A 12480-nucleotide genomic window follows, 5' to 3' on the forward strand; every position below is an offset into this window, starting at 1 on the left:
CGATGCCTGAAACGCCGGACCGCGAGCCTTGGACGCAGGCTGCGCCGGCCATCGCAGCCGCCCTGCCGGACCTGTGCTTCCTGATCGGGCCCGACCTGCGTTTCGCGGCCTGCAACCACCCGGATCACCCCGATCTGCACGCACCCTGGGCAACGCTGCAGGGTCGATCGCTGCAAAGCATCGGCCCGCCCGCCCTGGCGCAGCAGTTCGCGGCAGCCTGCGCGCCCAGCTCCCAGCGCCTGCGCTATGCGCTGCGCACCCAAAGTGGCCGCCTGGCCCGCTTCGAGGCCAGCATCGCCCCCTTGCCGGACGGCACGGGCTGGCTGTGCATGGCCCGCGACCTCGGCAGCACCGACGCCGAACAGGCGCGTTATGCCCGGGCCATGAAGGGCGCCGCCGATGGCCTGTGGGAATGGGACATCGCTGCCGACAGCGAATACCTGTCGCCCCGTGCCCTGACCCTGCTGGATCGCCCCGGCCGCCTCGCCGAGCAGTTGCACGCCGACGACCAGGGCCAATGGCGGGCCGCCCTGCAGTCCCATCTGCAGCACGGCGCGCCGCTGGACATCGACCTGCGCCTGGCCGGCGCCGCGACACGCTGGCTGCGTTGCCGCGGCTGGACCGAGCGCGACGCACGCGGCCAGCCAGCCCGCGTGCTGGCCACGCTGTCCGACATCACCATCGCCAAATTCACCGAACAGGCGCTGACCGACAGCCAGGCCAAGTTCCGCGCCCTCTTCCACACGGTGCCGGTTGGTATCGCGCTGTTCGACGTCGCCAGCGAGACCGTCATCGAGTCCAACGACGAGCTCGGCCGCCTGCTCGGCTGGCCGACGCTGTCCGTCGTCGGCCAGACCGCCGAGGCCCTGGGCCTGGCGCCACTGCCCGGCACTGAGGGCCGCACCGAGATCGACGACCGCGAACTGCACCCGGTCTCAGGCTGTCGCCTGCACGCCAAACTCGTCGCCGAACCCGTCGACCTGGCGGGCCGGGCGCTGCTGCTGTGCGCCGTCGTCGACATCTCGGTGCAGGTCGACGCCGAGGCCGCGCTGTCGGCCCTGGCCGAGCAGTTGATGGACCAGGAGCGCCGCACCACCCAGCGCCTGGCCCAGGCCCTGCACGACCAGCTCGGCCAGACGCTGACCGCCCTGCGCCTGATGCTGGACCTGGGCGCCGCGGACGCCCGCCAGCAGGCCCGCGGCCTCATCGACCAGGCCTTGCGCGAGGTGCGTCAGGTGCTCGTCGACCTGCGCCCGCCGCTGCTGGAGGACGAAGGCCTGGCCGCGGCGCTGGACAACGAGGTCGCTCAGCGCCGCGCCCTGCACCCCGGCGTGCGCCTGGTGCTGGACGCGGAGGACGAGCTGCTGACGCAGCGCTGGCCGGTGGAGGTCGAGTACGCTCTGTTCATGATCGCCCGCGAAGGCCTGGAGAACGCGCTGCGCCACGCCCGGCCCACCGAGGTCAGGCTCAGCTTCTACGGCTGTGCGCAAGAGATCGAACTCGGCGTGGCCGATGACGGCAGCGGCCTGGACGCCGACTTCGAGCGTCGCCCCGGCCACCTCGGCCTCATCGGCATGCGCGAGCGCGCCCGCGCCATCGGCGCAACGCTGGAGCTGGGCCCGCGCGAGGGCGGCGGCACGCAATTGACCCTGCGATGGCAAACCCCGGAATGACGCAAGCCGCTCGCATCTACCTCGTCGACGACCACGCCATGGTGCGCCAGGGCTTGCGCGCGCTGCTGACCGAGGCTGGCCATGATGTCGTCGGCGACAGCGGCGACATCACCGCCGCCCTGGCCGAGTTGCAGCAGCTGACGCCGGACATCGTCCTGGTCGACCTGTCGCTGGGTCCGCGCTCCGGCATGGAGCTGCTGGCCGAGCTGCAGCGCCGCCACCTGCCCGTGCGGCCCCTGGTGCTGACCATGTCGGCCCAGCCCCGCCACGTCGGCATGGCCCTCAAGCTGGGTGCCTGCGGCTATGTGCTGAAGGGCTCGCCATCGGAGGAACTGCTGCAGGCCATCGAAGCCCTGCGCAGCGGCCGCCGCCATCTCGGCCAGGGCGTGGGCGAACTCGCCGCGCGGGCGCTGGCTGAAGGCACGGGCGACGACCCCTTCGCCGCGCTGTCGGTGCGTGAACGCCAGGTCGTCACCATGGTCGTCGATGGCCATTCCAGCAACGAGATCGGCACCGCCCTGCATTTGTCGCCCAAGACGGTGGACAGCTACCGCAGCCGGCTGATGGCCAAGCTCGGCGCGTCCGATGTGACGGCCCTGGTCAAGCTGGCAATACGTCACGGTCTGATCAGCAACGACGCCTGAGCGGCGCGGACCTGAGCGCCCCGGCAACCGGCATCAAGAACTCCCGGCAGCGCCGCCGGGTGGGGGCGCCTAGATTGACAGTCACCGGCCCTCGGTCGGCGAAAGTCCCAGATGCCCGTCCCCCAAAGCTCAGAGGCCCTCCATGCGGGCGCATGAACTCCCCGCCGACGAGGCCGAGCGCCTGCAGTGCCTGGCCGAGCTGGGCCTGAGCCAGCCGCCCACCCAGCCCGAGCCCGACGCCGTGCTCGACGGCCTGGTGCGCTGCGCCGCTCATCTGCTCGGTTATCCCATCGCGCTGATCAGCCTCGTCGGCGAGCGCCGCATGTGGTTCAAGGCCCGCTACGGCACCGAGGTGGTCGACTGCGAGCGCGAGGCCTCCTTCTGCGCCCACACCATCCTCGGCGAGACGCTGTTCGAGGTGCCCGACGCCACGACCGATCCCCGCTTCGCCACCAGCCCCTGGGTGATCGGTGCAACCCGCCTGCGCGCCTACGCCGGCCTGCCCATCCGCCTGGGCAACCTGACGCTGGGGGCCCTGTGCGTGGGCGACACCGTGCCGCGCCGCCTGGACGCCGTGCAGGCCACGCTGCTGGCCGACATTGCCAACGCGGTCGGCGCCTGGTTCGCCCACCGCCGCGAGCATGTCGACCTGCTCGCCAGCCGCACCCATCTGCAGGCCCAGGCCGAGCTGCTCGGCCGCCTCAGCAGCGAGACGCCCGGCATGCTGTTCCAGTACCGCAGCGCGCCCGGCGGCGGTGGCGAACTCGGCTTCATCAGCGGCCAGGCCGAGCACATCTTCGGCCCCATGGCGCCGCTGCAGCCTGAGGGCCTGCGCGTCTTCGCCGAGCGCGTGCACCCTGAGGACCTGCCCGGGCTGTTGCTAGGCATGCGCGAGGCCAAGGCCGGCCAGCAGGCCTGGCAGCGGCTGTTCCGCGTCTGCCTGCCCGGCGCCGAGCGGCCGGCCTGGCGCTCCGGCCGCGCCAGCCCCTCGCTGCAGGCCGACGGCAGCGTGCTCTGGCATGGCTTCATCGCCGACGTCGACGAGCACATCGAGATCGAGAACCTGCGCCGCGACAAGCTCGCCGCCGAACAGGCCAGCGCCGCCAAGAGCGCTTTCCTGTCGCGCGCCAGCCATGAGCTGCGCACGCCGCTGAATGCCGTCATCGGCTTCAGCCAGTTGCTGCTGCTCAACCATGAAGAGCCCCTGACGCCGCGCCAGCAGGAGCGCATCGAATGGGTGCTGGACTCCGCCAAGCGCCTGCACCAGCTGGTCGACGGCCTGCTCGACGTCGACCGCGCCGAGCCCGGCCGCCCCAGCCGCTTCGATGCGGGCTCCGGGGCCGAGGATGCCTTCACCCTGCTCTACATCGAAGACGAGCCGCTCAACACCCTGCTCGTGCAGGAAGCCCTGCGCGACCGCCCCGACTGGCGCGTGCTGCACGCTGGCGACGGCCGCGCCGGTCTGGCCCTGGCCAAGACCCAGAAGCCCGAGGTCGTGTTGACCGACATCAACCTGCCTGGCCTGTCGGGCCTGGACGTCGTCCGGGAGCTGCGCGCAGACGCCGCCCTGGCCGGCACGCTGTGCATCGCGCTGTCCGCTGACGCGACGCCGGGCCAGATCGAGCGGGCCATGCAGGCCGGCTTCGACGACTACTGGACCAAGCCGCTGGACATCCTCGAGCTCGCCGGCCGCCTGGCCGATGCGCTTGCCCGGCACGGCGGCCGCTGATTCGATTGCTTCTCAGGGAGAGAACATGATGAACGCCCTCGCGACGAGCCCCAGGCCCGCCCCCCCGCCCGCCCAGCCCCGCGTGACCCGGCCCTCGGCCGCGGCCGTGGCCCGCACACCGTCCGAGCGCGCCTGCCTCATCCATCTGCTCGTCGTCGACGACGACGTGGCCGCCATCGAGTACCTGGGCCAGCTGCTCAAGGGCTTCGCGCAGATCAGCTTCGCCACCAATGGCGAGGATGCGCTGCGCCTGGCCGAGCTGCATCGCCCCGACCTGGTCCTGCTCGATGTCGAGCTGCCTGGCATGGACGGCTTTGAGGTCTGCCGCCGCCTGCGCGCCACGCGCGGCCTGGCCGAGCTGCCCATCATCTTCGCGACCTCGCATGTCGATCCCGGCATCGAGGCCCGTGCCCTCAGCCTCGGCGCCAACGACTTCCTGCGCAAGCCCTTCGACGACGTGCAGGTGCTGGCGCGCCTGCGCACCCAGCTGCGCGCCGCCGCCGAGCGCACAGACAAGCCCGAGGCCACCGCCCAGAGCCGCACGCGCATCCTCATCGTCGACGACGACGCCACCAGCATCCAGCTGGTGCGCAGCCTGCTGGCCGACGTCGGCGAATGCCATTTCGCGCTGAACAGCGCCCAGGCCCTCAGCCTGGTCGGCGAGCTCAAGCCCGACCTCATCCTGCTGGACATCGACCTGCCCGACAGCGACGGCTTTCACCTGTGCAAGCGGCTGCGCGCCGACGCCGCGCTGGGTCAGGTGCCCATCATGTTCCTGACCCAGTCCCACACCCTCGGCCACGAGGCCCGCGCGCTGGCTCTGGGCGGCGACGACTTCGTGCGCAAGCCCTTCAGCGCACCGGTGCTTTGCGCCCGCGTGCGCCGCCTGGTTGAGCGCAAGCGCTCGCTGGAGCGCCGCCAGGTCGACCACGACCACCGCCAGATCAGCGACGGTCGGGTTGCCGCCATCGTCCAGGCCTGCAAGGACGCCATCCTCGTCGTCGACGCGGCCGGCGGCGTCGTCATGGCCAATGCCGCCGCCTGCGCCCTGCTCAACGTGAGAGCACAGCCGCTCAGCCTGCGCCTGGATGAGCTGCTCATCATCGACGCTCTGGGCCGCCACTGCGTGCAGCGCGCCAGCGGCCAGCGCGTACCGGTCGAGGTCAGCACCTCGACCGAAGGCGAAGGCGCGGACGCGCTGACCGTGCACGTGCTGCGCGACACCCGCGAGCGCGACCGCGAGCAGGCCCTGGCGCGCCGCCAGACCGAGGCCGCCGCCACGCGCCGCGCCACCGCGTCCATGCTCTCCTACATCGCCCATGAGATCGGCAACCCGGTCAACGTCATCAAGGGTTTCGCCCAGCTGATGCAGGCCGAACGCCTGAGCGCCAGCCAGGCCGACAAGCTCGCCCACATCCTCGACGCCGTCGGCCAGCTGTCGGGGCTGCTCGGCGACGTCAGCGACGTCGCGCGCATGGAGTCGGGGCAGTTCCATGTCGAATTGCAGGATGTCGAGCTGCACACCCTGGCCGGGCAGGCCTGCGAACCGGCCGCCGCCCAGGCCGCCGCCGTCGGCATGCTGCTGAGCGCGCCGCCACCGGCACCGCCCGTGCGCGTGCGCGCCGACGCCCGCCGCCTGCGCCAATGCCTGGACAACCTGCTGTCCAACGCCATCAAGTACGCCGGCGACGGCATCTGCATCGCGGTCGAGATCGAAGCCCGCGGCCCCGAGGTCGTGCTGGCCGTGCAGGACCGCGGCTGCGGCCTCAGCGAAGACCAGCTCGCCCACCTCTACGAACCCTACAACCGCCTCGGCCGTGACGGCGGCGCCATCCCTGGCACGGGCCTGGGCCTGACGCTGACGCGCGACCTGGTGCAGGCCATGGGCGGGCGGCTGGAGGTGCGCAGCCAGCCCGGCCGCGGCTGCCGTTTCGAGATATTGCTGGCGGCCAGCCAGCCCACAGACAACCCGGATTGACTCAGCCTCGCTGCGCGGCCCCAAAATGGGCCGCGCCATGCCTTTGACCCTCCCCAGCCCTCTCCACCCCGCCGCGCCCAGCCCGCAGGCCAGCCGGCTCGACAGCCTGTTGCCGGCCCTGGCGGATGCCCGCGTGCTGCTCGTCGATGACGACCCCGGCATGATCCAGATGCTCGGCCGGCTGCTGTCGGGCTACAGCCAGCTGCGCTTCGCCACCGACGGCGCCCAGGCCCTGGCCATCGCGCGGAGCTGGCAGCCCGAGCTGGTGCTGCTGGACGCCGAGATGCCCGGCATCGACGGCTTCGAGGTCTGCCGCCAGCTCAAGGCCGACCGGCTGCTGGCCGAGGTGCCCGTCATCTTCGTCACCCAGCACACCGGCGCCAGCGTCGAGGCTGCCGTGTTCGAGCTCGGCGCGGCCGACTTCGTCGCCAAGCCCGTCGCCGGCCCGGCCCTGCGCGCCCGCGTCGCCATGCAATTGCGCCTGCATCGCACCGCCCAGCGCCTGCTGCGCCTGGCCCGCCGCGATGCGCTGACCGGCCTGGCCGAACGCGCCCAGTTCGACGACGAGCTGGACCTGGAATGCCGCCGCGCCCGCCGCAGCGGCCAGCCGCTGGCCCTGCTGCTGGCCGGCCTCGAAGGCCTGGCGGCCTACCGCAAGCGCCATGGCCAAGGCGCCGCCGACAACGCGCTGCGTCATGTCGCCGGCCTGGCCCAGCAGGCACTGCAGCGGCCCGGCGACCTGGTCGCGCGCCATGGCGACGAAGTCTTTGCGCTGCTGCTGCCCGACACCACGGCCGCCGGCGCCGCGGCGCTGGCCGCACGCCTGCAGCAAGCGCTGGCCGGTGATGCCGAACTGACCCTGGCCATCGGCATCGGGCTGCTGGCCAGCGAAGGCGACCCGAGCGTGGCCGCCGCCGCCGCGCTGGCCGCGGCGCTCGAGGCCGGTCCGGGCCGGGTCTGCGTGTGCGCTGCGACTGCCGACGGCCACGAGCTGCCGCTCGCCACATGAAGCTGCCCGCTCCCGACAGCTGGCCCACCCAGCTGGACACGCGCCACAGCTTGCTGCTGGTCGACGACGACGCCGCCAGCGTGCAGGTGCTGGCGCGCATGCTCAACGGCCTGGGCGAACTGCGCTTCGCGCTGTCCGGCGAGGACGGGCTGCGCCTGGCGCGTGAGAGCCCGCCCGACCTCGTCCTCGTCGACGCCGAGATGCCCGGCCTCTCGGGCTTCGAGGTCTGTGCCGCGCTGCGTGCCGACCCGCGGCTGGCCGATGTGCCCGTCATCATCATCACCGGCCACACCGAGGTCGCCGTCGAGGTGGCTGGTTTCGCGGCTGGCGCCTCCGACTTCATCCGCAAGCCGCCGGTGGCCGAGGTCGTCGTCGCGCGCGCCCGCACCCAGCTGCGCTTGAAGGCCCTGGGCGACGCGCTGCGCGCCTCGGCCCTGACCGACGGCCTGACCGGCCTGGCCAACCGCCGCCGTTTCGACCAGGACCTGCGCCTGGAATGCGAGCGCGCCCGCCGCGGCCACGAGAGCCTGGCCCTGCTGTTGATCGACGTCGACCACTTCAAGCGCTACAACGACCGCTACGGCCATGTGGCCGGCGACGCCTGCCTGCGCGAGATCGCCGCCGCCATCCGCGGCTGCATCCGCCGCCCCGCCGACCTGGCCGCGCGCTACGGCGGCGAGGAGTTCGCCGTGCTGCTGCCGCAGACCGACGCGGCCGGCGCGCGTGCCATGGCCCAGCGCATCGTCGACGCCGTGGCCGGCCTGGCGCTGGCGCATGCCGATGCGACACCGAGCCGCCTCGTCAGTGTCTCGGTCGGCTGGGCCGCAGCCCGGCCGGATCTGGACGCCAGCGTCGTGCTGACACGTGGCGAGTCCCTCGTCGAAGCGGCCGACCGCGGCCTCTATGCCGCAAAGGCAGCCGGCCGCGGCCGCATCGGCGAAGCCAGCGAGGCCCATGCCCACGCTTGAGCGCCAGCCGCGGCTCAGCGGCCCACACACTGCGCCAGACCAGGACCCGACATGTCCCTGACTTCCTGTGCCCCATTCACGCTGCGCCGCTGGCTCGCCGGCCTGTTGCTCGCTGCGACCACGTTCGCGGTTCCGGCTGCTCCCCTGGTCATCGCCATTGGCGACTCGACCCTGTTCGCGCCGCTGCAGCTGGCCGCGCAGGAGGGCTTCTTCGCGGCCGAGGGCCTGGACGTGCAAGTCATCGGCTGCATCAACGGCCGGCGCTGCCTCAAACACCTCACCGACGGCGAGGCCCAGATCGCGACGGTGGCCGACACGCCCATGGTGTTCGCCCTGCATGCCGGCCACCGCTTCGAGATCGTCGCCACCTTCGGCACAACGCCCCGCGACACGGCACTGGTGGCGCGCACTGATCGCGGCATCCGCACGCCCGCCGATCTCGCCGGCAAGCGCATCGGCGTCGTGCGCGGCACGAGCGCCCACTACTTCACCAACGTCTTCCTGCTCGTCAATGGCGTGCCGCGCGACTCGGTCAACCTCGTTTTCATCGACCCCGATCGCGGCGCCGAGCCGCTGCTGCGCGGCGAGGTGGACGCGGCCGGCCTCTACCGCCCCGCGGGCCCCCAGGCGCTGCAGCAGCTCGGCCCCAAGGGCGTGCAGTTGTCGACACTGCGGCCCTACACCGTCATGGTCAACCTCGTTGCCCAGCCCGGGCTCAGCCAGGCCACGCTGCTGCGCATGCTCAAGGCGGCACAACGCGGCGTGGCCCTGCTCAACAACCAACCGGGCCGCGCCCACGAGCTGCTCGGGGCACGCTGGAAGGTCGGCGCCCGCAATGCCGCCGCCCAGCTTGACGGTTATGAGTTCCACCTCGGCCTCGACCAGAACCTGCTGTCGACACTGGAGGCCGAGTCGCGCTGGGCGGTGCGCGAAGGCCTGGTGGAGAACAAGGCCGTGCCGGACTATCTCGAGCTGATGCGCGTCGAGCCGCTGCGCGCGCTGGATCCGCGCTCGATGACGATAGTCAAGTAATGATGGTGCCCCTCGACCGCCCCCGCCTCGCTGAACGCGGGCGTGTCCAGTCGGTCCCCCTGGGGGACGGCGATGCATGCGGCGTCGAGCCGCATGCACATCGCCAGAGCGGGCCGGCTAGGGAACGGCCCGGCGCTCGGCCCGCCGAACCCAAATATCCGCGGAGTCATTGATGCGCCTGCGCCCCGCCCTGATGACCTGTGTGATCGCGGCGCTGCTGGTCGTCGGCACGCGGCTGACGAGCATCGCCATCGAGCGCGAAGCCTCCGAGCGCAATGACGCGCAGCGCACGACGGTCGAGGTCATTGCGCGCGACGCCGCCGGCCTGCTGGTGCTGACCCAGGACTACGGCCTGTACCACAGCGAACGCGCCGCCCGGCAGTGGAACCTCGTGCACCAGCGCCTGAGCCAGGCGCTGGCCAACTACGCCGGCGCGGACGCGGCCAGCGCCGAGCAGGTCGGCGACCTGCAGGACACGGCCCGCGGCCTGCCGCAGGTCTTCGCCGCGCTGCGCCAGGCCTCGCAGTCGGCAGCCGTCGATGCCGATGATGTCGCCCGCCGCGAGATGCTGACCGACCAGCTGGTCAACGAAACGCGCCGCGTCAGCGACGGCGCCTTCGAACTGTCGCGCGACCTCGTCGAGTCGCGCCGCCGCGACGCCGTGCGCCAGCGCTGGCTGGCGGTCGCCACGCAGGCCACGCTGCTGACACTGACGCTGCTGCTGGCCGGCCTGCTGCTCAAGCGCGTGCTCGCGCCCATCGACAAGCTGCGCAGCGTGGCCAAGGCCGTCGAAGGCGGTGACCTGGCTGCCCGCAGCGGCTTGGCAGACAAGGACGAGCTCGGCCAGCTGTCGCAGGCCCTGGACGCCATGACGGCCGCCCTGCAGCAGCGCGACACGGCCCTGCGCGACAGCAACCGCCAACTCGCACGCAACGAGGCCTTTCTGGAGCGCGCCGGCCAGATGGCGGGCGTCGGCGGCTGGGAGCTGGATGTGGACAGCGGCCGGCTGAGCTGGACGGGCCAGACCCACGCCATCCACCAGTTGCCGGACGGCACCGAGCCGGACAGCGAGGCGGTCTTGCGCGGCTTCATGCCCGACTCCGAGCAGAAGCTGCGCCAGGCCATGGCCACGGCCGCTCGCACCGGCGAGGGCTGGGACCTGGAGCTGGAGCTGCTGGCCCCGGACGGTCGGCTGCGCTGGCTGCATTCCGTCGGCGCCACCGAACGAGAAGAAGGCCGCGAGGCCGGCCGCGTCGTCCGTCTTGTCGGCGCCGTGCAGGACATCACCGAGCGCCGCGCCGATGCCGACGCCCTGCGCCGCGCGATGCAGGCGGCCGACGCGGCCAGCGCGGCCAAGAGCGACTTCCTGGCCAATATGAGCCACGAGATCCGCACGCCCATGAACGCCGTCATGGGCCTGACCTTCCTGCTCGAACGCACGCCGCTGGACGCCGCCCAGCGCGACCTGCTGGCCAAGGTCAGCAGCGCCAGCCGCTCGCTGCTGGACGTGATCAACGCGGTGCTGGACCTGTCCAAGATCGAGGCCGGCGAGATGGTCATGGAAGCCACGCCCTTCGACCCGCGCGCGCTGCTGCGCGATGTCGCCAGCCTGTTCCAGTCGCAAGCCGAGTCCAAGCGCATCGCGCTCAATCTCGAATTGGACGCAGGCCTGCCACCGCTTCTGCTCGGCGACGCGGCGCGGCTGCGCCAGGTCGTCAGCAACCTCGTCTCCAACGCCATCAAGTTCACGTCCGAGGGCGAGGTCGCCTTGAGCGCGCGCTGCGCCGACGCCGGTGCCCAGCCGCTGCAGCTCGAGATTGCCGTGCAGGACAGCGGCATTGGCATTCCGGCCGAGGCGCTGTCGCGCATCTTCACGCCCTTCACCCAGGCCGACAGCTCCACGTCGCGCCGCTACGGCGGCACGGGCCTGGGTCTGTCCATCGTCAAGCAGCTGTGCGAGCTGATGGGCGGCCAGGTCGGCGTCAGCAGCAGCCCCGGCGCCGGCACCCGCTTCATCGTGCGCCTGCCCTTCGAGCCCGCGGCCGGCCCGGGCCCGGCCATCCGCCCGCTGACGCTGCTGCTGGCCAGCGACGATGCCACCCAGCGCGACGCGCTGCAGCGCCTGTGTGCCGACCTGGGCTGGCAGGCCGAACCGCTGGACGCCGCCGCGGCGCTGATGGAGCGCCTGGGCCGCGCCGCACCCGACCTGGTGCTGCTCGACCACCGCCTGTTGCAGACCCTTCCCTTGGCCGGGCAGCGCGTCTTGCAGGAACGCCTGGCCACCCTGCCCTGCGTGTTGATGAGTCGCGGTGCCGGCGTGGGGCAGCTGCGCCTGCCAGCCGATGTGTCGGCCCTTTTCGACGCCGTACAGGCGGCGCTGGCCGCGCGCGGCACCACGCAGCCGCTGCTGGCCAGCGGCCCCAGCGCCACAGCCGTGCAGCGCCTGCCCGGCGTGCGCGTGCTGGTGGCCGACGACAGTGACATCAACCTCGAGGTGGCCCGGCGCATCCTGGAGCAGGAGGGCGCGATCGTCACGCTGGCCCAGGACGGGGCCGCCGCCGTCGCGCGGCTGCGCGCCGAACCGAGGGGCTTCGACGCGGTGCTGATGGACGTGCAGATGCCGGTGCTCGACGGCTTGGCCGCCGCGCGCAGCATCCGCACCGAACTCGGCCTGCGCGAGCTGCCCATCCTGGCGCTGACTGCCGGCGCCCTGCTCAGCGAGCGCCAACGCGCGCTGGACGCCGGCATGAACAGCTTCATCAGCAAGCCCTTTGATCCGGCCGGCCTCGTGCAGCAGCTGCGCGAGCAGGTCGAACGCATGCAGGGCCGGCGCCTGCCGGTGGCCGCCCGCGCCGCAGAGAGCCCGGCGGGCGAGGCCTGGCCGGCGCTGGACGGCATCGACAGCGACGAGGCCAGCCAGCGCATGCAGGGCGACCTGGACTTCTTCGCCCGTCTGCTACAGCGCCTGCTCGACGAGTTCGTGGACCTGACGGCATTGGCACCCCTGGATGCCACGCAAGCCGCCGCCCGCCTGCACAAGCTGGGCGGCAGCGCCGGCTTGCTGGCGGCTGCGGCCCTGCGCCAGGCAGCCCAGCGTGGCGAAGTCCAGGCCCGCGCCGGACAGGACTTCCAGGCCGCGCTGGCCGAAGTGGCGCAGCGCCTGTCGGCACTGGCGGCGCAGGCCCGACCCTGGCTGCAAGGTCGCCAGCCCGGCCCGGCGACCGCCGCGGCCCGCCCGCTGGATGCGCAGGCGCTGGTGCGCTTGAAGCAGGCCCTGCAGGCGCATGACCTGGCCGCCCTGGACCAGTTCCAGCCCCTCGCCCCGGCACTGCGCGCGGCCTGCGGCGAGGCCGGCTTCGAGCGGCTGCGCCACGCGCTGGACCGGCTGGATTTCGAGGCGGCTCTGGCTGTTCTCAGCTCCATTGCCGACGCACCAGCTTGACGCGC

General features: G+C 72.4%; 8 protein-coding genes. All 8 read left to right on the forward strand.

Annotation, left to right across the window (positions count from 1 at the left end):
• Positions 1–2 precede the first annotated feature (2 nt).
• The 8 genes from AC1DW0_RS17725 (at position 3) to AC1DW0_RS17760 (ending at position 12475) form a co-directional block, all read left to right on the forward strand.
• Positions 3–1673: a PAS domain-containing sensor histidine kinase gene (locus AC1DW0_RS17725; protein ID WP_457389211.1), complete on the forward strand. Its 1671-nt coding sequence runs from the start codon at positions 3–5 to the stop codon at positions 1671–1673.
• Entirely contained in the window at positions 1670–2317 is a 648-nt protein-coding gene (locus tag AC1DW0_RS17730) for a response regulator (RefSeq protein WP_056202806.1), read from the forward strand. The genes AC1DW0_RS17725 and AC1DW0_RS17730 overlap by 4 nt, the downstream gene beginning before the upstream one ends.
• A gap of 142 nt (positions 2318–2459) precedes the next feature.
• Complete coding sequence (locus AC1DW0_RS17735; RefSeq protein ID WP_477947132.1) at positions 2460–4046, forward strand: response regulator; 1587 nt, start codon at positions 2460–2462, stop codon at positions 4044–4046.
• A 28-nt stretch (positions 4047–4074) separates the two neighbouring features.
• A complete protein-coding gene (locus AC1DW0_RS17740) occupies positions 4075–6024 on the forward strand; it encodes an ATP-binding response regulator (protein WP_457394328.1) in 1950 nt (649 codons plus the stop codon).
• Between the two features lie 37 nt (positions 6025–6061).
• Entirely contained in the window at positions 6062–7033 is a 972-nt protein-coding gene (locus AC1DW0_RS17745) for a GGDEF domain-containing response regulator (protein ID WP_477947134.1), read from the forward strand.
• A complete protein-coding gene (locus tag AC1DW0_RS17750) occupies positions 7030–8001 on the forward strand; it encodes a diguanylate cyclase domain-containing protein (RefSeq protein ID WP_477859230.1) in 972 nt (323 codons plus the stop codon). Before AC1DW0_RS17745 ends, AC1DW0_RS17750 begins: the two co-directional genes overlap by 4 nt.
• Positions 8002–8052: 51 nt before the next feature.
• On the forward strand, positions 8053–9033 hold the full coding sequence (locus AC1DW0_RS17755) for an ABC transporter substrate-binding protein (protein ID WP_477947136.1): 981 nt from the start codon (positions 8053–8055) through the stop codon (positions 9031–9033).
• 172 nt (positions 9034–9205) lie between these two features.
• Positions 9206–12475, forward strand: a complete 3270-nt coding sequence (locus AC1DW0_RS17760; protein ID WP_477947138.1) for a hybrid sensor histidine kinase/response regulator — start codon at positions 9206–9208, stop codon at positions 12473–12475.
• Positions 12476–12480: the final 5 nt, after the last annotated feature.

It is taken from the genome of Roseateles sp. P4_D2, from assembly GCF_056401875.1.

Excerpts from the sequence above, each read along its gene's own strand:
- AC1DW0_RS17735 (WP_477947132.1), top strand. The coding sequence starts at position 2,460 with ATGCGGGCGCATGAACTCCCCGCCGACGAGGCCGAGCGCCTGCAGTGC.
- AC1DW0_RS17760 (WP_477947138.1), top strand. The coding sequence starts at position 9,206 with ATGCGCCTGCGCCCCGCCCTGATGACCTGTGTGATCGCGGCGCTGCTG.
- AC1DW0_RS17750 (WP_477859230.1), top strand. The coding sequence starts at position 7,030 with ATGAAGCTGCCCGCTCCCGACAGCTGGCCCACCCAGCTGGACACGCGC.
- AC1DW0_RS17730 (WP_056202806.1), top strand. The coding sequence starts at position 1,670 with ATGACGCAAGCCGCTCGCATCTACCTCGTCGACGACCACGCCATGGTG.
- AC1DW0_RS17745 (WP_477947134.1), top strand. The coding sequence starts at position 6,062 with ATGCCTTTGACCCTCCCCAGCCCTCTCCACCCCGCCGCGCCCAGCCCG.
- AC1DW0_RS17725 (WP_457389211.1), top strand. The coding sequence starts at position 3 with ATGCCTGAAACGCCGGACCGCGAGCCTTGGACGCAGGCTGCGCCGGCC.
- AC1DW0_RS17755 (WP_477947136.1), top strand. The coding sequence starts at position 8,053 with ATGTCCCTGACTTCCTGTGCCCCATTCACGCTGCGCCGCTGGCTCGCC.
- AC1DW0_RS17740 (WP_457394328.1), top strand. The coding sequence starts at position 4,075 with ATGAACGCCCTCGCGACGAGCCCCAGGCCCGCCCCCCCGCCCGCCCAG.